A 20,979-nucleotide genomic window follows, 5' to 3' on the forward strand; every position below is an offset into this window, starting at 1 on the left:
GAAGGTATTGCGGTCAGTTTCTGTCCGCAATGAACGGATACTGGGAATATGGCTGATACCAGTGCACGCACCCTGCGGCTGCTGTCGTTGCTGCAGACCCACCGCTACTGGCCGGGCACCGAACTCGCGGCGCGGCTGAAGGTGTCACCGCGCACCCTGCGCCGCGATATCGACCGCCTGCGCGACCTGGGCTACCCCGTGGACGCTCGCCCCGGCATCGAGGGCGGCTATCAGCTGGCCGCGGGCGCGGCCATGCCCCCGCTGGTGCTCGACGACGACGAGGCCGTCGCGATCACCGTCTGTCTACAGGCCGGTTCCGAAGGCGCTGGTGACGGCCTCGCCGAACCTTCCGTGCGCGCTCTCGGCAAGCTCGGCACCGTTTTGCCCGCCCGGCTGCGCCGCCGCGTCGATGCCCTGCGCGCCATGACAGTTTCCGCCGGCTGGCACGCCGTCCCGCTCTCCGACGTCGACCCCTCGGTCCTCACCGACCTGGCGCTCACCTGTCGCCGCGAGGAACGCCTCACCTTCACCTACACCGCCGCCGACGGTCGGACTAGCACCCGCGAAGTGGAACCACACCGCCTGGTCTCCCTCGGCCGCCGCTGGTATCTCGTCGCCTACGACCTCACCCGCCACGATTGGCGCTCGTTCCGCGTGGACCGCCTCACCGACTCCCATGCCACCGGAATCCACTTCCGCCCACGCGAGTTGCCCGCTTCCGATGCGGCCACTTTCGTTCGCAACGGGATAGGCGGTGCGCGAACGGGTTACAGGGTGGTCGCCGAGATAGAGGCGTCTTCCGAGCACGTCCGTTCACGGGTGGGCCGCTGGTGCGCCATCACACCTCTGCCGGGCAACCGCACCCGCGTCGAGCAGACCGTCGACTCCCTCGACTGGCCCACCTATCTCCTCGGCCGGGTGGAGGCAGAGTTCACCATCATCGAACCGCCGGAACTCATCGCAGCCGTCAGTGGTTGGGGATCCCGCTTCGTCCGCGCGACAGATTCGGACCGGGCTGGGACGGCATAAGGATCGCAGGTCCTGTCCCACGGCTCAGGATGGCCGCCCCTCGACGGCCGATCCCTGTGGGTCAGTCCACGCTGCCGAAAGCACCGTGCGGCAGCAGGTGGTGCAGCAGCTTTCGCAGCGGGTAGTGGCCGAGGTGCAGGCCGTTGTCGTGATGACCGTTCCGATCGACGAATTCGATGGACTGCGAGGGTGTCTCGGGGGCAGCCGAAGCCTGGGCGGTCACGCTGACCAGGGGAGTGGCGACGAGGGCACCGATCACGGCGACCCTGATCGCGGTGCGGTGCGGAGAACGAGCGAACATGGGCAGATCCTCTCGGGTGAAATCTTCGGACCCCACTCTCGCCTAGTTCGTCGCCGTTGTCGCGTGATGTTCAGTGGGGTGGACCCGGGGGTGCTCGCTATCGATACCCGTCTTGCGGACGCGGCACTGGGGGGTGGTGTCCCGGTGGAGCCCACTGTGCCTGTGGTGCCGCGTATCCGGGCGCCTGCGGCGTGCCGGGGTGCTGATACGGCATCCGGGGCGCGGCCGGTGCCCAAGCCGGCCGCTGATCTCCTCGTCCGCACCACTTTCGCGTCGAAGGCAGCAGTGCGAGCAGGAACGTCACCGCGGGGAACACGAGCAGCAGAATCGGCAGGAACCACGGCAGATCGATGTGCGATCCGAGAAGCGAGTTCACGGCCGACTGCCCGAACACCACCTCACGGAAGAGGCGGCTGCCCATATCGAAGTGCCCGAACTGCGCGACGGAGGTGATCACACCGGCCACGTAGGCGCCGATGACCCCCGCACAGCCCAATGCCACCATCGTCGGCCCGGACTTCCCGCGCCGGAACAGCATGATCGCACCGATGAACAGCAGCACCGCCGCGACGATGTCGACCACCAGCAGCACCGCCGAGACGATGGAAACCCACGCGGGCGCGTACCCCCACGCGAACATCGGATAGTCCGACGTCACCATCCGCACCATGGCGGCGATCATCCCCACGACCCCGAGGATCCCGCCGACCAGCGCCGACAGCCCGGCAACGATCGCCGTCCCCCCGCTGGGCGGTCGTTGGACTGGCGCGGGATACATCAGGGTCCTCCTCGAGTCGGCTGCCACCGCTCTGACTCATACCCGTCGCGCTGTCGCGCCACGCATCGAGCTCACCCCCGATGCCGCTGCGTCCGCCGCCGTTCGAAGAACAACTGATCCACTTCCACCGGTTCCACCATCGCCGTGATCTCCGCGAGCCTGCTGTCGTACCGATGTTCGGTGATGCACCGGTGCAGCCGGGCGCGCCGCTCCGGTCCCAGCCCGCCCCACACCTTTCCGAAACGATTCTGTGCCTCGGGTCCCGACGCGGCGACGAGATCGAGTAGTGCGGGCCAGCAACCGGTTTCGGTTGCCCGCGCGGGCAGCTCCTCGACCGCCGTGTCCGACAGTGACGCCAGCGTGTCTCCGACCTCGTTCCTGGCCCGCTCGTCCATGCGCGAGGCCAGCGTGAACAACCCGCGCCAGCTCTCGACATCGTCACGATGTTCCAGCGTCGACACCACCCGCGCACCGACACCCGGCTCGTCGAACACCCGGTTGCCGACCAGCGACCACAACCCCAGCGGTGTCAGATGCCCTACCAGCGTGAGAAATTCGGGTACGGCACCGACGGTCAGCGCGTTCCGCACCAGTTTGGTGACGTCGGCAGGCTGGGCATTACCGAACAGCACGTCGCCCACCCGGCGCACCACGTCGTCCTCGCAACGCGAAAACACCGACAGCGCCGCATGTTGCAACCCCGGCGGCCCGTTGAGCACCGTCTGCAGCATGCGCGGGATCCGGTGATGCGGCCCGTCGAGTAGTTGGCGCACAACAGCACTCAGCACTTCGGCATCGAACGAGTACGCCGCCGAGTAGATCAGCCCCGCATCGTCACCCACACCGGCCTCGACCGCCGCGATCAATTCCGGTGTCGCACAGGACAGGAATGGTCCCGCCGTCACATAATCGCGCCGCCGCAACAACTCGTTGACGATCCGCACCACCGGCCGCGCGGGCGCCTGATCGGCCAGCTGCGCGATCGCCCGAGGATCCAGATACGGTGCGCAATCGGCCGCATAACTCGTATCGAGCATCGCCAACGTCTCCACAGCCTTCTGCGGATGCTCGACCCCCACAGCCCCCGCCGCCCGCCCGGTCATCATCGGCGGAACCAGCTTCTGCACCAACGGAATCGAAATCGTCAGCGGAATATACGGCACCAGCGCACTGATCCGCCGAAACGTCGTCGCGTGCTGATCGAACAACACCGCCGACACCTGCGCCTGCAACTCGTGCAACCGCGCCGCCCCCAGATACCGCAGATGATGCACCCGCTGCGGATGCACATGCAACGTCCGCGCCAACAGAATCAACTGCGCCCGCGTAGTCAGATCCGTCATCGCGCCCCGAACATGATCTTTTTCGCCACCCGCCGCAAGGGCCGAGGCAATGCCCCCACCAACGAGTCGATCGACCTGTCCATAGTCGCCGCCTCGAACGCCCCCGCCGCCCTCACCAGCTCGAACAAATCCCTGGCCTCGCGCACAGGCAGCCGCTGCAGCGCAGGAAGCTCAGTAGCGGCACTATGTTCGCGGTCTGTTCGGACGGTCATGCGGGGCCCCCATGTACACGGTTCTCGACCCTGAGCGTGCCGCTAACCGTCGCCCGCCGCGCCGATTTCTCGAATAACTGTGTATGGCAACGAAAACGAACGCCGAACTACATGTGACCCGATGTGTCAGTTGTTGTCCGCTGGTTCGGGCTGACTTTTGGGCGGGAGTTCACCATCAACACACGCGATCATCCCCGATCACGCTCGTGCTCTGGAAGACGGCCGACCGACAGGCGCGACGGAAAGGTATCCGTCGCGCCAACGCCGACCTCGGTACCCCATCGACGGCCGAACTCGCTGAACGTTACCCGTGCAGTCCTAGCTGACGCGTGACATGTGGTTGCGGATGTACTCATGCCGGGCATGGTCGTTCTGACCCGTGAATGCTCTGAATTCGCCGATGCGAAAGGCCGGACCTGAGGATGCCGAGATGATCTCAAAGTCTTTGTCGAGCAGTTCGATTCGGCGGCGGACTTCGAGCTCATCGAGCTGAAGGCCTGCACGTTGGGCAATCTGCGCCGCTGTGAGGAAAACGTCTGGGTTGTCGTGGGCCTGTGCACGGAGCACCTTGTAGATCGGGTCGGCCAATGGATCGTCGTTCCGTGCTTCCGGACTACCTTCATGACGGAGCGCTGCCGCGATAGAAGATCCCAATGCTTTCGCGACTGGAGGGGGGAATGCGTTCCCGATCTGGCGGTACTGAGAGGTCTTGCCGCCAGTGAAGATCCACGCATAGTCGCGATACTCTGGGCCCTGCTTCGCGAGCTCATCTCGGTGCGTTTCGTCTCTCGCCCAAACCCAGCCCTGAATGCGGGCCACCATCTCGACTGTGAGTTTAGGGCCGAACTCGGTCATCGGCCGCTTGTCATAGGGGGGTGCGGTGTCGTGGACGCCGTAGGCATCCACGCCCAGTTCCGCCCATGCCCGTTTCGCGCGAGTCGGTCCTAGGTCGGCGCCACCATGCTTCTTGGAACCTCCGACGATTGTCGGAGCGATACCACTGGCTTTTTTCGCCCAATCTTTTGCGCCCGACCAACCGCGTGCGCTCATCAGCGGAAGCAGCGTCTCACCGACTGACTTGACACTGCCGACTGGTTCAGGCCATTGGAAGTATGCAAAGTCGTGCGGTGCCATCGCGACAAGGACAAAGCGTGGCCGAAGCTGCGGAACGCCGTAGTCAGATGCATGAATAAGCCGCCACTCTGCTGAGTAACCAAACTTACTCAGCCGGTCGAGCACATGTTGCCGATAGCCGGCAAAGCGGGGCATGCTCAGCCCGCGCACGTTCTCGAGGAGGAGTGCGCGAGGGCGAAGTACATCGACTTGCTCGACCGCCCAGGCGAAGAGATCACGCTCATCGTTCGCGCCGAGCTGCTTACCAGCGATGGAAAACGGCGGGCAGGGTACGCCCCCAGCAAAGAGGTCGATTGATTGTCCGTTGCGGCTTTCAGCATCGGGCGCGAAGGACTTGGGATCGAACACCGCAGGATCTGCGACATCACCAACCTCGACCTTCCACTCTGGCCGGTTGCGCCTGATTGTCGCCGCCGCCGTGGGGTCCAGCTCGATCGCTAGTTTGTGTTCGAATCCAGCAAGTTCGAGGCCGAGCGCCTGACCGCCCGCTCCTGCGCAAACTTCGATGACACTGAGCTCAGTCACGCGGTGGCCTCTCTATCTAGTGACTCCAGCCAGGGGCCGGACGGGAGTAGGGGACTATCATGCCGAGCAGGCAGTTGTCCACCAGAAGCTGGGTGCAGGATGGAGCAAGAGAGTCCTCTACCGTCGAAACAGGGTAGGCGAGCGTCCGTGCCGGCAGCTTCGTCGCCCGGCAGGGGGCGGAATATGCGGGCCATCAAGCGTTCAGGTACCAAGCCTGAGGTCGAACTGAGGAGCCTACTCCACCGCCTCGGGTACCGCTTCAGGAAGGATTTCCCGATCGCGGTCCCCGGCCGTCGGCCGGTCAGGCCCGACGTTGTCTTCACCGCGCGCAGAGTCGCGGTCTTCGTAGATGGTTGCTTCTGGCACGCATGCCCGGACCACGGCAGGATGCCTACCACGAACGAGTGGTACTGGACGCCCAAACTGCAGCGAAATGTCGAGAGAGACCGCCAGGCGGACATCGCGCTCACTTCGGCTGGGTGGTCGGTGATCCGGATCTGGGAGCATGAGCCGGTCTCAACAGCGGTGGCCTCTGTGGTCACAGAGCTCGATCGGCATCCGAACATATGAGCGATAGTATGGGATCGGATGCTGGACTGCATCGACGACGCACCCGTGAGGACACATTGACGGCTATGGGTATGCCTTTTCGGACAGATCTGCTCGGGTGGAAGCGGAGCAGCAAAAACAAGCTGAATTGGCAGTGGGTACCGAACACCGCCGACACCGATAACGCGTCAAGTCTGCGGCTGGCCGCACTCGTGCTCGAGTACCTTGGAGACCCGAATCCGAATCACGGTGCGCCCGACCCTGTGGAACCCCCGAGCAATCCTGGGGGCCTGCTCGAAACACAGGTCGCTGCCGACCTGGCTACCGAGCTGCCACGGCTGGATCCTCATCGGAGATGGGATGTCCGCAAGGGCCGAAGCATAGTCAACTACGCGCAGTATCAGCATTTGGCGGCGGTTGACCTGGCTATCGCCGCCGATCCGAATCTGCGTGTGACTCTCGGCACAGACTACTTGATCAAGCCGGATGTTCTTGTGGGCCTTCTCGATACACCGACGACTTCGGCGCATCCCTGGTTGCATGCCGCGCTCGCATGCAAATGGACCATCAGGTCTGACCGCGTGCAGAACATCCGTCACGAGAATGGCAACATGATTCGGCATCGGCGGGGGAGGCTGCCACACCTCGTGACGATTACTGCGGAGCCGCTGCCCACGAGACTCGCATCGATTGCTCGTGGCACAGGTGAAGTCGACGCCACATATCATCTGGCGTACTCAGCGATGGCGAATGCCGTAGAGGCTGCAGGCAGCATCGAACAAAAGGATGCGTGGGCGGAGGTTACGGGGCAGGGGCGATTGCTCGACTATGCGAAGCTCGCGGTTTCGATCGCAACGTGGTGACGGTGAAACTACAGAGTCCGCACGGCCTTCGTTTCGCCTTAGCTACGAGACGCCGCCGAGATGCTGAAGAAGGGCACGCATATCCGCGGCATCCATGCCGGCGCTGATCGCTGGCTCCTCCTGTAGATCCGCAAGCTGTTGCACGCTGGGGTCGTCGAGGATCCTGCCCATAAAGTTCAGCTTCTTTTCCAACCTAAGGTTGACGATCTCGTCGACAGTGCCTCGGGTCGCCAAAATTGTCACTCTGGTTTCCGTGTCGGGGCGGAGCCCGAGTCGATGAATGCGGTCGAGACTTTGGAGAAACCTCCCGGCCATGAAGTCACGATCCACGTAGACCGCATCGTGGCAAACATGATGAAGACTGATCCCCTCACCGAGGGTCGCCGGGTTCGAGATCAGTACGTGGCATTCTGGGTCTTCGCGGAAACGTCGAAGCTGTTCGTTGCGATCGACAGTGCCTCCGAAGACGGTGGCAGGGCGATATGGGTCGAGCAGCTTCTCCAGAGTGGTAAGACTGCGGACAAATGTGGTCCACACGAGGGTCTTCCGACCCCGCGCGGCGTTCTCCGCGACGATCCGAACGGTTTCCTCGTACTTCGGTGGAACTCCCTCGGATGGAAGGTTTTTCAAGCGTTCGTACAGGGTGTCGCCAGGTACCGGTCGCAGGGCAGGAATTTGGTACTCGACCGGCTCGTAACGACTGGAACCCTCTAACAGCAGCGCCGGGGTGATCGCTGCCATGAGAAGCCGGAGCATAGACCGGCCAAGCGCTTCGATACTGCCGCGTGCTCCGTCAGCATCGTTCGCGAAGTTCCCCTTCAGCGCCTCATATATCTCCTTGGTGTCGGGCGCCATATCGAGATAGCGGATCTTGGGCTCGTAAGGAGGGAGGCCGAGCTCTTGTTTGGTCGTCCTAGTAAAGAGTGGCCGCAGCACCGCGCTGGCATGTGCGAGGTCACCGCCGCCTACCGCGTTGCTCACCACCCGCTTTCCATGGCCAGGCCATACGAATGAGAAGAGGCTTTCCAAATCCCGAGCTCCGTTGGGCGCGGGGGTTCCGGTGAGGATCAGGCGTCGACTGGCCAGCGGCCCGAGTGCCAGGCAAGACGAACCGTAAATGCCGCTGGCGCCCAACTTCATTCGATGTGCCTCGTCCAGAACGATCATGGACGGCGCGCACCTGAGCCAGTCTGCAAGGTCACCAGAAGCACGGTCGAGCCGCTCGTAGTTGACGATACGAAGTTCCGCGCCTCTATCGTCGGTCGAACCGGTCAGCGCAATCTGCAAGGGCTGATCGAAACACGCACCTGACTCCTGTATCCAAGAATCATAGGCCGACTTGGGGCACACGACCAGGAGCCGCTTCGCCTCACCCTGCTCCCGAACCGCGGCATACACCGCTAGCGCAACGCGTGTCTTACCAGCTCCAGGCACGCTGAAGTTTGCGCCGTGACGTAGCGATAGTAGTCGAGCAACGTCGCGCTTTTGAAACGACGTCAGGTCGCCAATCCAGCTGGCACCAAGCCGACTGATGACTTCTTCCGGTGCAATGTTGGCTTCGGTGGCGGGCCCCGATTTGCCGACCAGGCTGCGCTCGATCGCATCTGAGTCGTCGAGTACGCCAGTGACGAGAGTGGCAAGGTCCCCATCCCATTCGACGCCGGGGTGAGTCCAGGTGCTCAGCTCACTCAAGTTCACCAAAAAGTCATCGAGCCCGATCTCGACTGAGAGAACTCCTCTTCTTCCCACACCGGAAAGTCGTCCAGAGAGTCTGGCAAAGTCGGCTTGAAACCGGGTCGCCGTGCGTAGTTCCACACGTGTACGGGTGACGTCGAAGCTCAACTGAAGGGACACGGTCTGCTGGGGGCTTGTCATACGGTCGGCTACTTCGCGTCCACTGCGGCGGTCAACCACTGAAGGCCTGGGCCGGGCAATTCGATGCTCCGATTGGCCTCGAACACAACTTTTTTCAGCACATCATGGAGTTGGGACAACGCATCATCGAACGCACCTTCGTCGAGGCTGGCGCTTCCACGCGATGTCACGATATCAGTCACGGATTGCTCCAAGTCCTTACACGCATCCGCGATCCGATCTGGCGCTGCGAGGCGTTTCTTTTTCAGGCGGTAATCGCGGCCCGCGGCCTCGATGGCGTCGTTGAAAGCTTGACGGTATGCTCGTATCACTTTGGATGCTTTTGTCTGCTTTTCAATGTCGGTCGCGGTAGTCACCGATTCAATTGCCTTCGCTTGAACAAGTTTGTCGGTGATTGCCCGCGCGGCGGCAATGTCTGCACCTGGAGCGGCTACACTGCGATTCAATCCCGGGATCGTGACTGTTGCCGGCGTGGGTGTATCGGTCTCCATGAGCTCGTCCGATAATTCCTTTTTGAGGTATCGATCTTGGAAATCGTGGGAGATATACCTGACATCAGTTTTTGAAAAGTCCAGGACGATGGCAGCAAGCCGGGCTTCCTTGAGTAGGTCAGCGCTCACCTTGTTTTTCTCGGCTTCCTTGGTGTACGCACGGTATAGTTCCGCCAGCTTCTCCTGGGATCGCTCGAGATCCATCAGTCGGAGCGCGGGACCGTCGGTGTTTGAACTTCGCTCGATCAGGTCACGGAGCTGCGCGAGCACCCAGAGGTCGCGTTCGCAAGAGCGCACATCGGTATGGAAGGTTGCAGCGATCACCGGAAGTTCGCGATTGAGATTTATCCGCTGCTCTTCGATCGCCAGCAGTCGGTTGATATAAGAGTAGTCCCGGCGTTGATCCGGCCGCAGCTGAAGCGAGATTTCGATGTCATTGATATCCTGCCAGGTGCAAGACGCCGGCAGAACTCCGACGCGCATATTCGCGTTCGGATCCAACTCGAAAAGTGCTGCGCAACGAGTATTGCCATTGACGATTACACCCTCACGTGTGATCAGGCCTGGCTCGTTTTGTTTGTGTTCGCGGAGACTAGCTTTCAGGGCTTCGTAATCAGGATCTCGCTTATCGGGCTCGGACGGGCGAATTGTCAGCAAGTGCCGGAGGTAATCCTGGCTCTCCGGTTTCCAAGGATTATTGGCGAGAGCGGCATCACGACCGGGGTCAAGACTGCGCTGCGCACGAATGCGGTGAGTACTGGGGTTGTAGCAGAGTGTGTTCAAGGGCATGTCGATCACCTCGACGTGAATCGGCATGCCTCGCCACTCGACCGTCAGCGTCTCTGCCACACCGTTGGTCTGCCGAATATCGCCGAGCCGTTGTTCGACAAGACGGCGGGTATTCGATGCTTGGGGAGGTGTACCGAAATCAGTAAACACAATGGGTCTCCTCACGAGATTTGTGATCTATCCTGCCGATCTGGCGGCCGTCGGCAGTGTGGCCGTCTGTCACGCGGGCGTGCTAGCCAAGTGCCTCACGAACTTTCTCCCGAGAGTTGGCCGGCAGCGTTCTGTATGCAGCCCACAGCGACTCGGCCTCGCTGAAGGTGCGGCTGTCTTGCTTCACCCAGTGAGCCAGCATCTGTTGTTCGTATCGTGGGAGCGACGCGATACGTGTCAAGATGTCCTCTAGGTCAGCTACCAGCTCACGTCGGCCAACGCGGCATCGGGTGCACTCGATCACCAACTGCGTATCAACTTGGCCTGTTGGGAGTTTGACTGGCCGCCGGGCCACGTCGAGCTGCGACGCGATGTAGGTCCCGGGATACGTTTCGCCCGGGCCTATACCACAAGATCGGCACATATGCCCGTCACGTGACATCGCCTGGTGCCGTTCGGCGGCTGTAACCGTCGAGCCGGCCTTGCGAGTCGCCTTCCCTGGCTCCCAGACGGGTTCCCCCTGGGTGACGAAACGTTGCTCGTGGGCTTGGAGAGCCGGGTCTTCCCGGTTGGTATCGATGCGCCAGCCGAAGTCGCGAAGATCCCGAAGACGTCTATCGACTTGGGACACTGAGGGGAAGGCGTCGCGAAGGTCCTGCTTGCTGAACAGTTCGCCCTCACCGATCTCCTGAACTAACCAGAGGCCGACGCGTTTCATCGAGCCGAGCGAGGGATCGTTCCAATTCGGTACAGCCATAACGTTTGCCTCCAACGGGTATCCGGGCGCACGGCCAGCTCGTCGGCCGTAACAACTGGCGAGTTGCTACCCGGCAACCCACCTTACGTCTTCTGAAAGGGGGTCGCCCGTCCCGATTTTCGCCTGTCCCGACTTTCGCCGTCTCGAGCGTTCGGCGTCGAACTTGTACGGGATGGGCGAAAAATCGGGTCAGGCGCTTGCGTTGACGAATGCCGAGCGTGAGTCGAGGATCGGCGGTGGTGTGTGCGTCAAATGTTCTGAGGAGTCACAATTTTCATGAATGGCGGTCAATTCAAACCGGGGTCTTACGCAGAGCTGGACGCCGGTCTGAAGCCTGCGAATCGAAGGTTCGCGACGGAGGTTCGCAATATCCTGCGGTCCCTCGGGGGTTCTTTGGCTCAAATCGAGCGTCGGCTTCACGAGTTGTTCGACAACGCGCGGGACATCGAGGGAGCCCGACCGCAGTGGGCTGTGTGCAGTGCCAGCACGATGTCTCGCTGGATCGGAGGAAGGGTGAAGGTTCAGCCAAACGAGGCGCTCCTTCGCCCCTTGCACCTACTTGCCGAAGCTCAGGCTGGCGACGGCGTAGTGGTGCCGTCGTGGGATTCTCATCCGCTTCACATCGCTTGGAAGGAGTTGGGCGTCGCGCTCGACAAAGGTGGGAAGCGTCGTGGCCGACGGCCGCGCGTTCTACGTGGGCCGGCTTCCCAAGCGGCAGAACTGCCCGTCGGCGTTGTGCCGGTCCCCCTTAGAGAGGGGGACCGGCACAACGCCGACGGCAGTTTCGATGTCGCATGGCCGGAGGCGAAGCTGATAGTCGGGTACATCGATGCCGGCGATCTCGCTCGCGCAAACGGTCTTATCCGGCACGTTGGATCCGTTGCTTCCCCGAGAGAAGCTGTGGCCGCGGTTAAGTCTTGCCGCATTGTCGGTAGCGAGGATGCGGCGGAGGCGATTCTTGCGTACGCCGCGAACCGAGAGGACGTCCTGGATGTCGTCGAGATCGCCTACGGGTTGCTCGTATCTGAGGGAGGTCCTGACGCTTCCATGCTGCTGAAGGGTGTGCTGGCGGCTGCCGGAAGGTGTGCGTCGTGAACAGGCGGCAGGCGCGTGGACCGCCGAACGTGACGAGGAAAGCTCCATAACGAAGAGGAATTCGCGGCAGCGGTCGTCATGTGACGACTTGGATTCTTCACACCCCCCGCTCACCGACTGGTGTAGGCGGAGTCGAATTAGCTTAGGAGATGGTAACTCGCGATGAGTGATGACAAACCGAACGGGCCGGCGGATGTTGATCAGCCCTCGCCCTGGTCGGGCAGGTTCCTCGTGCTCCTCAGGTATGGGAGGAGTTTGAGTCTGGTCTGTGTACCGGTGCTCTTGACTGTGTGGATGTCATCGCCGCCGGGAACGTGTACCAACCCGGCTGTGTCTACCGGGTCGGTACACGTCGTTGACGGCTCATAATGGATGACCCTGGAAAGTTTCCCCGCTGAGCCGCCGGGCTTCCGGTTGCAATCTAACAGCTAAAACTGCCGAGTCCCGGCTCAACTCAGTATAAACATGCCAACTGGTTTGTTGACTGGTATGCACACGAAGGCCACTCCCTCGCCTATGCCCGAGCAGGAGTGGACTTCGTGCGCCAGCCTCACTCAGGGGCTGTTTCCTGACCGCCCCGTCACATGCCGGTTCGGAGCTCCGGAGAGCGCACAAGTGATTCATGAATACTGTTGTGCAGCAATTGATCAAAGTGGCCGACGTGCTGCTCGGTGCGAGGTGACGTTTGCCGACGCTGCCTTCACCGAGCGGGCGAAGTGGCGTCGGACGCAGCAGAGCCGGTGGGGATGATCGGCTGCTGGTTGCTTACAGGGAGTTCGCGCACGCGCTCAAGAACTATTCAGTCGTGTCTATGCGGATGGCTGCAGGCAGGGGCTTTCCGAGCGCCGGGCAGTCGATCCCTGCCGAGGAAGGAGAACGCCTTTTGCTCGGGGCCGACTCCGAGAAGACGTTGAAGTGGGAGATGGTGTTGCTCCTCGGGTCCCCCGAAGCTGTGGCAGCCGCGCGGGCCTGGAACAAGGCAGTGTGGGAGTTGAGCCTTGTGGCGCGTGGCGCCGAAATCAGTCATGAGGACTACATCCATGCGTTCGAAGCAGCCGGGCACAAACGGAATGCATTCTACGAATGCGCCCGCAACGACCTCGGGGTTCGAATCGGTGAGTTGCCGGTCGGCGACGGGCTGTGGCTGCCTCAGAACGTGGGTTTCGGCGTGATTTCGAACCCGAACCCCGTCGCATCACCCGTGAACGGTGGATGATCCACTTTGTGCCGATAGTGGATACGCCATCATGTGAGGATGGCATCAGGGGAGAGCGAGCAGTCGACCGCGGGGAGCCTGGTTCGCGAGGCTCGACATCGTCGCGGGTTGTCCCAGCGTGAGTTGGCGAAGCGGGCAGGGGTTGCGCAGTCGACGGTCGCGACTGTGGAGGCGGGGCGGAGGCAGCCCTCGTTCGCGATGGTCGAGCAGTTGTTGGGTGCGGCGGGGTTCCGGTTGGGGACTGCACTGGTGAACGCGGTGCGCCCGAGCGTGCTGCTCGAGGAGCGCCGGAGTGAATTCGAAGCTGTCCTGGCGCGATATCCGGTGATCAATGTGTGGTTGTTCGGGTCGGTTGCCCGAGGAGAGGACCGGCCGGACTCCGATCTGGATCTGCTGGTGGAGTTGGCGCCGAACTCGTCGGTACTCGACATCCTCGACCTGGACTCCGAGCTCCGAGATCTGCTCGGGTGTCCGGTCGATGTGGTGACGACGGCTGATCTGGATTCGAATGAGCTACTTCGATGTGGTGTCGATCGCGGTCCGAAGCGGCTCGCCTTCGCCGCGTGAGTGACGAACGGTCGACTAGCGGCTGCGCTAATTCGACGCCACGCTGAATGAAGTTGCCGAGCTGGCCGCACGAGGACGAGCCGCGTTCGGTGACGACATTGTCTGGGTCGTCGTCGATGTGCATGCGGCTGATCTGCACAAGTGCACGGCGGATGAAATCGAAGCGGCCCGAATTCGATTGGCGGAGTGGTTCGTGATCAGAGGCGTGAGGTTGGGCGGACCATGGTCTGTTGGTGGACCTTTGATCCTTGGTAGCGCAGGCCGGGGACTGCGGCAGGGGATCCGTGGGCGGTGAAGCCGTGGCGTTCGAAGAAGCGGACAGCGCGGGGGTTTTCGACGAGGGTTTGTAGGTAGCAGCCGGGGGACCCGCTCGCGCTCAGATGGTCCAAGAAGTGTTGCATCAGGGCGTCGGCGGCGCCGGTTCCTCGGGCGGCTGGGATGAGGTTGATGTGGAGGTGGGAGGGCCAGCGGGGGTCGGTCAGTTCGGTGGCGAGGGGGTGGTGGCGGAGTTTGGCGATGGCGGTGTCGGTGAGGGCGCGGGCGAAGAAGGTGGCGGGCTTGCGGCGGAAGATCAGGCGGTGGTCGCGGATCGCGGATTCGAGGCGGGCTTCTTCGGTGGGGAAGGTGGTGCTGTCGACGCAGCCGGTGAGGTAGCCGACCAGGCGGCCGTCGTCCACCGCGAGGAAGAGGGAGTCAGGGGTGAGGTCCATGTAGGGGGTCAGGTACACGGCTTTCTCGGATTCGGGGTGGCCCCAGAGGCTGGCCGTCGGAGAGCCCTCACCGACATGGGAGGCCAGGGCCGTCAGTTCGGGACGGTCGGCCTCGGTGTATCTGCGGATCTCCACGGATCCAATGTACGCACGAAAGCTCTTGCGGACCCAGCGGTTTCAGCGAGGTGGGCAGATCTTGATGGCGTCGCGGGAGATGCAGACGTCGTATTCGCCGGGGGAGGCGATGACGGCGTTTCCGTAGGCGGAGCGGATGAAGGGGGAGGTGTACCAGCGGTTTTCGCGCATGTCCTCGAAGAAGTCGCGGTCGGAGCCGTTGAGGAAGATGTGGGATTGGGTGGTGGGTCGGCCGTCGAGGCGCTGGCCGTAGAGGCGGGTGAGGGTGTAGCCGGAGTGGAAGCCGAGGGCGTTGACCCAGGGTTCCAGTTCGACGATGGCTGCCTGCATCACCCACAGGTCGCCTTCGATGCGGTGGGTGGTGCGGTCGGTGACAGTTCCATCGGTGTCGAAGGTGGTGACGTCGAGTTCGAGGGATTGGTCCCCAACGGTTTTCGCGATCACGTGGGCCGCTTTGATCTCGCCGGTGAGGCCGAGATAGGTCTGCAGGAGGGTGGCGATCCACAGCAGCACGGTCGCGGCCAGGAGGAGGGCGAGGCCGGGGATCGCGCGGCCGAGCACGGATTTGAGGCCGCGGCGGCGGGCCAGGACTGCCGCGACGAGCAGGGCGACGCCCACCGCGAGCAGGACGAGCAGGCCGATCTGGGGGAGCCCGAAGGACACCGGGAAACTCATGAACTGGGTATACCCCGAAAGCTGTTGCGGCAGGACCTGACTAGAGGGACTGATCCGGCAAGGAGGGCTGACGCCGGCGCAGGATCAGGGCGATGATGGCCGCGCAGACGAGCGCGATGATCACCGCGACGGTGCCGGGCACAGGTCCACGGTCCACCTCCGCGGTGCGGTACCAGGCCGAGGAGTAGGCGAGGTGGCCGAATTCGGTGTCGCTCAGTGCGACTCCGAGGGAAGGGACGAACAGCACGCAGAAGCCGACGACCGCCGACGAGGAGTTGACCGGAACCGCACTGCCCACGCCGTAACCGCAGATGGCGCCGAGCGCGAGGCAGCCCACGGCCGCGGTGAGTGCCGCCGGCGGCGCGGTCATGTCGGCGGCGAGGGTGAGGCCGGCCAGGGCCACGATCCAGAGGGCGGCGGCGAGGGGGCGTGGGCGGTGCAGGCCGAGGCCGAGGCCGAGGGCGATGGCGACGAGGGTGCCCAGGTCCACCCAGCCGTTGCGGGGCAGGGTGATGACCAGGCTGCCTGCCACCGAGAACGATGACATCAATACTGTGAGCACGCCGTCGCGCTCGGGCAGCACGAGGGCGGCGGCAGCGGTGGCGGCGAGCACGATGATCGAGGCGATCACCACGTGCCGCAGGCTGGTCTTGTGGTGTGACACGTTCAGCGAGGTGAAGATGATCGCCGAGTAGACGAAAACGGCGGCGAGCACCGGCGCGAGCGGGATCGCGGAATCGGTATGTGACGGGGCGGGCGCGGCGCTGGTGACCGCGAAATACGCGAGTGCGAGCACGCTGCCCCCGATGAACCACAGCGGCAGCGAGCCGGCGAGCGCCCCGTCGAAACCGCCGGTGGTGTCGTCGGTCGGAGTCTGGGTGATGTCACCGAGGACCGTGGCCCCGATCGCGGCGAACAGGAACGCGATGCGCAGCCGCTGCTCGTTCCACACCGCCACCGCGGTCGCGCCGAGCGCCATCCCGGCCAGCAGCGCGTCGACGAAGTTCAGGGTCGCCAGGGATACGCCGCTGTCGAGACGACCGTCGCTGCTGTCGCCCGCGGCGAGTAGGTGGCTCACCAGGATCCCGGCGAGCGCGAGCAGGGCCGTCCAGCGGGCGGCGCGCACACTGCCCACCGCCACGGTGACAGCGGCGGTGATGACCGCGATGAACGCGCCGCCGGTCATCGCGCGCGGGATGTTGAACACGAGCAGATCGTCGTGGGCGGACTCGCCCAGGTCGGCGAAGCTGATGGGCATCATGATCGCGAGCACCGCCACGGAGGTGGCGACGACGATCGTGAGTGCCTCGGCGGCGGGCCTCGCCGCGACGCGGATCATGACCAGCCGTGCCGGAGCGGGGGTCGCGCAGGGTGGTGGGACACCGGATCTCCGTTCTCGCGGACGAACCTGGCTGGAGTTTATCCAGCTCGGGTGCGTCGACCGGTCCGTGCGCTTTCGTGTCGCGCCCGACGGCATGCGACCATGAACGAATCGGCATGTCAGGCAAATGATTAGGAAGGTCGGTGGATGACCGGCGGCGTGGTGAGCTGGTTCGACGGCGGCAAGGGGTTCGGTTTCATCACCCCGGACGCGGGCGGACCGGAGGTGTTCGTGGAGTACACCGAACTCGTCGGCGAGGGGTTCCGGACACTGCGGGCCGGTCAGCGCGTGGAATTCGCGGTGCACGAGACGCGGCGCGGTCCCGAGGCACAGCGGGTGCGCGTCGTCGACTAGTTCTGACCGCTCGGCCAGAACCGGCTGGCGCGTTGCCCGTGGATCGGGCGGGTCGGGTTCGGATCCTCGGCCTCGGTGATACCGACCTGCATGAGCAGGATCATGGTGACCATGCTGATGGCCACGATCAGCGGTGTGAGCAGCTGTGACGCGGTAGCGCCCGTGGCATGGGCGACGTGCGCGCTGGTGTGGGCGCTCATGGAGAACATGCCGGTGTAGTGCATGCCTGTGACGGCCACGCCCATCAGCAGAGCGGCGCCGATGGTGGCGAGGAAGCCGTGGATGTGCAGGGCGAACCAGAGGGCCGCGGTGGCGGCGACCACGGCGATCACCAACGAGGCGACCACGACGGTCGGCTCGTAGACGATCTCGATGTCGGTTTTCATCGCGTACATCCCGGCGTAGTGCATGGCTGCCACGCCGAGACCGGTGATCGCGCCGCCCACCGGGAGCGCGGCGGTGTCCCAGCTGCGGCGTACGACGATCGACAAGCCGAGCCACACCACGGCCATGGCGACGGCGGCGCTGAACAGTGTGATCGGCACGTTGTAGCGGATGGTCGCGCCCTGCACGGAGAAACCGAGCATGGCGATGAAGTGCATAACCCAGATGCCGGTTCCGCCGAGTGCGATCGCGGCCGCGGTGAGCCATCCGCCGTGGATGCCGGAGGCGCGCGAGCGAACCATGCATCGCAGTGCCAGCATCGATCCGAGGACCGACATGAGATAGGCGAGCAGCGGGGTCAGCCAGCCGTAAGTGAAATGGTTGATGTTCAGCATGCTCAGCTCCTTGCGCGGTTTCCCGTCGGGGGTGTGTGCACCCTCACGAAACGGAAAGTACGCTGGTAGAGAATTTGCCGTATTGGTTTTATCGAAAATGTCTAGGGTCGCTGACGGTGGTCGGTCACCGCGCAATAGGGTTATCGATGGTGATGCGTGCCAGTCGGTTCGGTTCGTGTTCCGGACAATTCACCGCATCCCTGCGGCAACCGCATCGGCATCCGCGCAGCATCCACCTCGGTGACTATGCGACAGCACCGACTGGCAGCTACCAGCGTTGGCTTGCTCACAGGGCTCCGGTGGAGGTGTGGAGGAATTTCCGAAACCGTGGCATTGTTGAACAGTGAGACCGGGACCGGACTATTAGGACCTGGCTCGTCTACAGGAAAGTTTTTGAAATGGCTCAGGGCATTGTGAAGTGGTTCAACAGCGAGAAGGGCTTCGGCTTCATCGCGCAAGACGGCGGAGGCCCCGACGTCTTCGTGCATTACTCGGCTGTCAGTGGCTCGGGCTTCCGCTCCCTCGATGAGGGTCAGCGTGTGGAGTTCGAGATCGGCCAGGGTCAGAAGGGCCCCCAGGCTCAGGACGTCCGCGTCCTCTGATTCTGCGCGAACCAGCGTACGAACGTGAAGCTCCGCACCGGATGGTGCGGAGTTTCTGCTATTTCAGGGCCTCCGCGCGGAAGAACTCGTCGGTCACCGCCCGCGCCGTGCTGAGGTCGCGCGGCGCACGTGCGGTGAACTCTGTTGCCGCCCTGGCGAACTCGTCGTCGATGAAGGCCGGGATCAGGGCAGGCGGTGCACCGGCCCCCATCTCGCGGGTGCGCGACTTCAGGTCCGTGAGTTCGGTGATCGCCGCGACCAGATCGGCGGGCAGCTCGCACTGCGCCATCAATGTCGGCAGGTGCATGGGCGCCACCGCCGCGCCGGGATGCTCGCGCAACCAGCGCAGCGCCATCGCCGGGCGCAGCGAGTAGAACACCTTCTTCAACCCGCCGTTGCGCGCGTAGAGCCCCCACTGGCGGGCACCCAGGTGCAGATAGTGCCGGGCGATGCGGTCGCGGTCGGCCACCTGAGCTGCGACTTCACGCAGCCGGGCGCGGAAATCCTCGTCGCCGCGATAGACGATGGGTGACATCAGCCACTCCACCAGCACCGCGTTGCCCTGCACCAGCAGGCGCAGCGCCTTGGCCAGATCCCAGCCGTTCACATCGAGCAGGCCGGCCGGCGGCGTCTCGATCACATCGCGGGTACGCCATGGCGACAGATACGTCTCCAGGCCCGCGACATAGACGAAACGGCAGTCGTAATCCGAATCGGGGGAGGGGAAACCCCAAGCGCGGCTGCCGCTTTCGATGGCCAGGCGGATGCGCACACCGTGCTCGGCGGCGACCCGGTCGAGCTCGGCCTCGACGGCGGCCACCACGGCCGGATCCATCGACTCGGGGATGGTGCGCAGCGACATGCGGTGATGTTAAGGGGCGCGGCTCCCAGGGTTCACCCGGTTTTCGGGCAGGGGGGTAAGGGGACCCGAACCCCGGCGACTATTCTGGGCCGCGGTAACTGCCGACCCCTTTCTTCCCCAGGAGTACCCCACAGTGAGCCAAGCAGGCCGTCCTGTAGTTCTGATCGCCGACAAGCTCGCCCAGTCGACCGTCGACGCGCTCGGTGACGGTGTCGAGGTTCGCTGGGTCGACGGCCCCGACCGCCCGGCGCTGCTCGCCGCGGTCCCCGAGGCCGACGCGCTGCTCGTGCGTTCCGCCACCACCGTCGACGCCGAGGTGCTCGACGCGGGCAAGAAGCTCCAGATCGTCGCCCGTGCCGGTGTCGGCCTCGACAACGTCGACGTGCCCGCCGCCACCGAGCGTGGCGTGATGGTCGTGAACGCGCCCACCTCCAACATCCACACCGCCGCCGAGCACGCGGTCACCCTGCTGCTCGCCGCCGCCCGCCAGATCCCGGCCGCCGACGCGACGCTGCGCGAGAAGACCTGGCAGCGCAGCAAGTTCAACGGTGTCGAGATCTTCGGCAAGACCGTCGGTGTGATCGGCCTCGGCCGCATCGGTCAGCTGTTCGCGGCCCGCCTGGCCGCGTTCGAGACCAAGATCGTCGCCTACGACCCCTACGTGTCGCCGGCCAAGGCCGCCCAGCTCGGCATCGAGCTGCTCTCGCTCGACGAGGTGCTCCAGCGTGCCGACTTCATCTCGGTGCATCTGCCCAAGACCCCCGAGACCAAGGGCCTGCTCAACGCCGAGCGTCTCGCGCTGACCAAGCCGGGCGTCGTCATTGTCAACGCCGCGCGCGGTGGGCTGATCGACGAGCAGGCGCTCGCCGACGCGATCACCAAGGGTCACGTGCGCGCCGCGGGCCTCGACGTGTTCGAGACCGAGCCGTGCACCGACTCGCCGCTGTTCGACCTGCCGCAGGTCGTCGTGACCCCGCACCTGGGTGCGTCCACCTCGGAGGCCCAGGACCGCGCGGGCACCGATGTCGCCAAGTCGGTGCTGCTCGCGCTGGCCGGTGAGTTCGTGCCCGGCGCCGTGAACGTCACCGGTGGTGTCGTGAACGACGAGGTCGCCCCCTGGCTCGACGTCGTCCGCAAGCAGGGCGCGCTGCTCGGTGCCATCGCCAACGAGCTGCCCGTCAGCATCGAGGTGCAGGTGCGCGGCGAGCTGGCCGCCCAGGACGTGGCCGTGCTCGAGCTGTCGGCGCTGCGCGGTGTGTTCTCGGCGCTGGTCGAGGACCAGGTCACCTTCGTCAACGCGCCGTCGCTGGCCAAGGAGCGTGGCATCACCGCCACTGTCACCACCGCCACCGAGAGCCCCAACCACCGCAGCATGGTCGACCTGCGCGCCGTGTTCGGCGACGGCTCCACCCTGAACGTGGCCGGGTCGCTCACCGAGCCCGCTCAGGTGGAGAAGATCGTCAACATCAACGGCCGCAACTACGACATGCGCGCCGAGGGCCTGAACCTGGCCGTGCTGAACTACGGCGACAAGCCGGGCGCGCTCGGTAAGATCGGCACCCTGCTCGGTGAGGCCGAGATCGACATCCTGGCCGCTCAGCTGAGCCAGGACGTGGATGCCGAAGGCGCCACCGTCGTGCTGCGCGTGAACCGCGAGGTGCCCGCCGAGGTGCAGACCGCGATCGGCGAGGCCGTCGGCGCGTCGAAGGTCGTCCTGGTCGACCTGGCCTGAGATTGACGTCCCGGTTCGACGCCGGGACATCGGCAGCTGCGCGTCGTCACCCCACGGTGGCGGCGCGCACTCGTA

Annotated in this window: 21 protein-coding genes; 9 read left to right on the plus strand and 12 right to left on the minus strand. The window is 64.1% G+C overall.

The annotated features are described in order from the left end of the window. Window positions 1-48 precede the first annotated feature (48 nt). The gene (locus NI2_RS21275; RefSeq protein ID WP_067493281.1) at window positions 49-1,029 is read left to right on the plus strand and encodes a helix-turn-helix transcriptional regulator; all 981 of its coding nucleotides are present in this window, start codon (window positions 49-51) and stop codon (window positions 1,027-1,029) included. A gap of 61 nt (window positions 1,030-1,090) precedes the next feature. On the opposite strand, the gene NI2_RS21280 is transcribed toward NI2_RS21275, so the two are convergent. The 4 genes from NI2_RS21280 to NI2_RS21300 form a co-directional block, all read right to left on the minus strand. After that, window positions 1,091-1,330, minus strand: a complete 240-nt coding sequence (locus NI2_RS21280; protein ID WP_067493283.1) for a hypothetical protein — start codon at window positions 1,328-1,330, stop codon at window positions 1,091-1,093. A gap of 97 nt (window positions 1,331-1,427) precedes the next feature. Next, the gene (locus tag NI2_RS21285; RefSeq protein WP_133733800.1) at window positions 1,428-2,108 is read right to left on the minus strand and encodes a hypothetical protein; all 681 of its coding nucleotides are present in this window, start codon (window positions 2,106-2,108) and stop codon (window positions 1,428-1,430) included. Between the two features lie 71 nt (window positions 2,109-2,179). Beyond that, complete coding sequence (locus tag NI2_RS21290) at window positions 2,180-3,451, minus strand: hypothetical protein (protein ID WP_067493287.1); 1,272 nt, start codon at window positions 3,449-3,451, stop codon at window positions 2,180-2,182. Between the two features lie 530 nt (window positions 3,452-3,981). Beyond that, window positions 3,982-5,322 carry a DNA cytosine methyltransferase gene (locus NI2_RS21300; RefSeq protein ID WP_067493291.1) on the minus strand — a complete coding sequence of 447 codons (1,341 nt, stop codon included), beginning with the start codon at window positions 5,320-5,322 and terminating at the stop codon, window positions 3,982-3,984. 99 nt (window positions 5,323-5,421) lie between these two features. Between NI2_RS21300 and NI2_RS21305 the strand changes: the two genes are divergently transcribed. Then, a complete protein-coding gene (locus tag NI2_RS21305; RefSeq protein ID WP_084476580.1) occupies window positions 5,422-5,892 on the plus strand; it encodes a very short patch repair endonuclease in 471 nt (156 codons plus the stop codon). Window positions 5,893-5,957: 65 nt separating this feature from the next. Then, window positions 5,958-6,734, plus strand: coding sequence for an NgoMIV family type II restriction endonuclease (locus tag NI2_RS21310; protein WP_067493296.1), 777 nt, complete (start codon window positions 5,958-5,960; stop codon window positions 6,732-6,734). A gap of 42 nt (window positions 6,735-6,776) precedes the next feature. Here the strand turns inward: NI2_RS21310 and NI2_RS21315 are convergent, their stop codons facing one another. From NI2_RS21315 to NI2_RS21325, 3 genes are all read right to left on the minus strand, one after another. After that, window positions 6,777-8,609 carry a DEAD/DEAH box helicase gene (locus tag NI2_RS21315; RefSeq protein WP_067493298.1) on the minus strand — a complete coding sequence of 611 codons (1,833 nt, stop codon included), beginning with the start codon at window positions 8,607-8,609 and terminating at the stop codon, window positions 6,777-6,779. Window positions 8,610-8,617: 8 nt separating this feature from the next. Next, window positions 8,618-10,039: a ParB N-terminal domain-containing protein gene (locus tag NI2_RS21320; RefSeq protein ID WP_067493300.1), complete on the minus strand. Its 1,422-nt coding sequence runs from the start codon at window positions 10,037-10,039 to the stop codon at window positions 8,618-8,620. Window positions 10,040-10,121: 82 nt separating this feature from the next. Further along, window positions 10,122-10,796, minus strand: coding sequence for a KpnI family restriction enzyme N-terminal domain-containing protein (locus NI2_RS21325; RefSeq protein WP_174552225.1), 675 nt, complete (start codon window positions 10,794-10,796; stop codon window positions 10,122-10,124). A 513-nt stretch (window positions 10,797-11,309) separates the two neighbouring features. Here NI2_RS21325 and NI2_RS33950 point away from each other — a divergent pair. The 3 genes from NI2_RS33950 (at window position 11,310) to NI2_RS21340 (ending at window position 13,674) form a co-directional block, all read left to right on the plus strand. Continuing rightward, window positions 11,310-11,891, plus strand: a complete 582-nt coding sequence (locus NI2_RS33950) for a hypothetical protein (protein WP_133733799.1) — start codon at window positions 11,310-11,312, stop codon at window positions 11,889-11,891. Between the two features lie 811 nt (window positions 11,892-12,702). Continuing rightward, on the plus strand, window positions 12,703-13,107 hold the full coding sequence (locus NI2_RS33205; protein ID WP_243749708.1) for a hypothetical protein: 405 nt from the start codon (window positions 12,703-12,705) through the stop codon (window positions 13,105-13,107). Between the two features lie 39 nt (window positions 13,108-13,146). Further along, a complete protein-coding gene (locus NI2_RS21340) occupies window positions 13,147-13,674 on the plus strand; it encodes a nucleotidyltransferase domain-containing protein (protein ID WP_084476592.1) in 528 nt (175 codons plus the stop codon). A gap of 197 nt (window positions 13,675-13,871) precedes the next feature. Here NI2_RS21340 and NI2_RS21345 read toward each other — a convergent pair whose 3' ends face one another. The 3 genes from NI2_RS21345 to NI2_RS21355 are packed head-to-tail and all read right to left on the minus strand — an operon-like array spanning window position 13,872 to window position 16,533. Then, complete coding sequence (locus tag NI2_RS21345) at window positions 13,872-14,519, minus strand: GNAT family N-acetyltransferase (protein ID WP_084476581.1); 648 nt, start codon at window positions 14,517-14,519, stop codon at window positions 13,872-13,874. A 42-nt stretch (window positions 14,520-14,561) separates the two neighbouring features. Beyond that, the gene (locus tag NI2_RS21350) at window positions 14,562-15,194 is read right to left on the minus strand and encodes a hypothetical protein (protein WP_067493311.1); all 633 of its coding nucleotides are present in this window, start codon (window positions 15,192-15,194) and stop codon (window positions 14,562-14,564) included. A 40-nt stretch (window positions 15,195-15,234) separates the two neighbouring features. After that, window positions 15,235-16,533, minus strand: a complete 1,299-nt coding sequence (locus tag NI2_RS21355) for a hypothetical protein (protein WP_067493313.1) — start codon at window positions 16,531-16,533, stop codon at window positions 15,235-15,237. A 189-nt stretch (window positions 16,534-16,722) separates the two neighbouring features. On the opposite strand from NI2_RS21355, the gene NI2_RS21360 reads away from it, so the two are divergent. After that, window positions 16,723-16,929: a cold-shock protein gene (locus NI2_RS21360; RefSeq protein WP_067493316.1), complete on the plus strand. Its 207-nt coding sequence runs from the start codon at window positions 16,723-16,725 to the stop codon at window positions 16,927-16,929. Here NI2_RS21360 and NI2_RS21365 read toward each other — a convergent pair. Next, window positions 16,926-17,708: an MHYT domain-containing protein gene (locus NI2_RS21365; protein ID WP_067493318.1), complete on the minus strand. Its 783-nt coding sequence runs from the start codon at window positions 17,706-17,708 to the stop codon at window positions 16,926-16,928. The two genes, NI2_RS21360 and NI2_RS21365, sit on opposite strands and share 4 nt — an antisense overlap. 398 nt (window positions 17,709-18,106) lie before the next feature. Here NI2_RS21365 and NI2_RS21370 point away from each other — a divergent pair, with 398 nt between their 5' ends. Further along, window positions 18,107-18,310 carry a cold-shock protein gene (locus NI2_RS21370; RefSeq protein WP_014987157.1) on the plus strand — a complete coding sequence of 68 codons (204 nt, stop codon included), beginning with the start codon at window positions 18,107-18,109 and terminating at the stop codon, window positions 18,308-18,310. 58 nt (window positions 18,311-18,368) lie between these two features. Here the strand turns inward: NI2_RS21370 and NI2_RS21375 are convergent, their stop codons facing one another. Beyond that, on the minus strand, window positions 18,369-19,172 hold the full coding sequence (locus tag NI2_RS21375; protein WP_067493320.1) for a nucleotidyltransferase domain-containing protein: 804 nt from the start codon (window positions 19,170-19,172) through the stop codon (window positions 18,369-18,371). A 133-nt stretch (window positions 19,173-19,305) separates the two neighbouring features. Between NI2_RS21375 and serA the strand changes: the two genes are divergently transcribed. Further along, window positions 19,306-20,904, plus strand: a complete 1,599-nt coding sequence (serA, locus tag NI2_RS21380; RefSeq protein ID WP_067493322.1) for a phosphoglycerate dehydrogenase — start codon at window positions 19,306-19,308, stop codon at window positions 20,902-20,904. The last annotated feature ends 75 nt before the right edge of the window (window positions 20,905-20,979 follow it).

This window comes from Nocardia ignorata NBRC 108230, assembly GCF_001612905.1.
Lineage (GTDB): Bacteria > Actinomycetota > Actinomycetes > Mycobacteriales > Mycobacteriaceae > Nocardia > Nocardia ignorata.

Excerpts from the sequence above, each read along its gene's own strand:
- NI2_RS21280 (WP_067493283.1), bottom strand. The coding sequence starts at position 1,330 with ATGTTCGCTCGTTCTCCGCACCGCACCGCGATCAGGGTCGCCGTGATC.
- NI2_RS21375 (WP_067493320.1), bottom strand. The coding sequence starts at position 19,172 with ATGTCGCTGCGCACCATCCCCGAGTCGATGGATCCGGCCGTGGTGGCC.
- NI2_RS21315 (WP_067493298.1), bottom strand. The coding sequence starts at position 8,609 with ATGACAAGCCCCCAGCAGACCGTGTCCCTTCAGTTGAGCTTCGACGTC.
- NI2_RS21365 (WP_067493318.1), bottom strand. The coding sequence starts at position 17,708 with ATGCTGAACATCAACCATTTCACTTACGGCTGGCTGACCCCGCTGCTC.
- NI2_RS21370 (WP_014987157.1), top strand. The coding sequence starts at position 18,107 with ATGGCTCAGGGCATTGTGAAGTGGTTCAACAGCGAGAAGGGCTTCGGC.
- NI2_RS21305 (WP_084476580.1), top strand. The coding sequence starts at position 5,422 with ATGGAGCAAGAGAGTCCTCTACCGTCGAAACAGGGTAGGCGAGCGTCC.
- NI2_RS21290 (WP_067493287.1), bottom strand. The coding sequence starts at position 3,451 with ATGACGGATCTGACTACGCGGGCGCAGTTGATTCTGTTGGCGCGGACG.
- NI2_RS33205 (WP_243749708.1), top strand. The coding sequence starts at position 12,703 with ATGCGGATGGCTGCAGGCAGGGGCTTTCCGAGCGCCGGGCAGTCGATC.
- NI2_RS21355 (WP_067493313.1), bottom strand. The coding sequence starts at position 16,533 with ATGATCCGCGTCGCGGCGAGGCCCGCCGCCGAGGCACTCACGATCGTC.
- NI2_RS21275 (WP_067493281.1), top strand. The coding sequence starts at position 49 with ATGGCTGATACCAGTGCACGCACCCTGCGGCTGCTGTCGTTGCTGCAG.
- NI2_RS21340 (WP_084476592.1), top strand. The coding sequence starts at position 13,147 with ATGGCATCAGGGGAGAGCGAGCAGTCGACCGCGGGGAGCCTGGTTCGC.
- NI2_RS21350 (WP_067493311.1), bottom strand. The coding sequence starts at position 15,194 with ATGAGTTTCCCGGTGTCCTTCGGGCTCCCCCAGATCGGCCTGCTCGTC.
- NI2_RS21360 (WP_067493316.1), top strand. The coding sequence starts at position 16,723 with ATGACCGGCGGCGTGGTGAGCTGGTTCGACGGCGGCAAGGGGTTCGGT.
- NI2_RS21310 (WP_067493296.1), top strand. The coding sequence starts at position 5,958 with ATGGGTATGCCTTTTCGGACAGATCTGCTCGGGTGGAAGCGGAGCAGC.
- NI2_RS21325 (WP_174552225.1), bottom strand. The coding sequence starts at position 10,796 with ATGGCTGTACCGAATTGGAACGATCCCTCGCTCGGCTCGATGAAACGC.
- NI2_RS21285 (WP_133733800.1), bottom strand. The coding sequence starts at position 2,108 with ATGTATCCCGCGCCAGTCCAACGACCGCCCAGCGGGGGGACGGCGATC.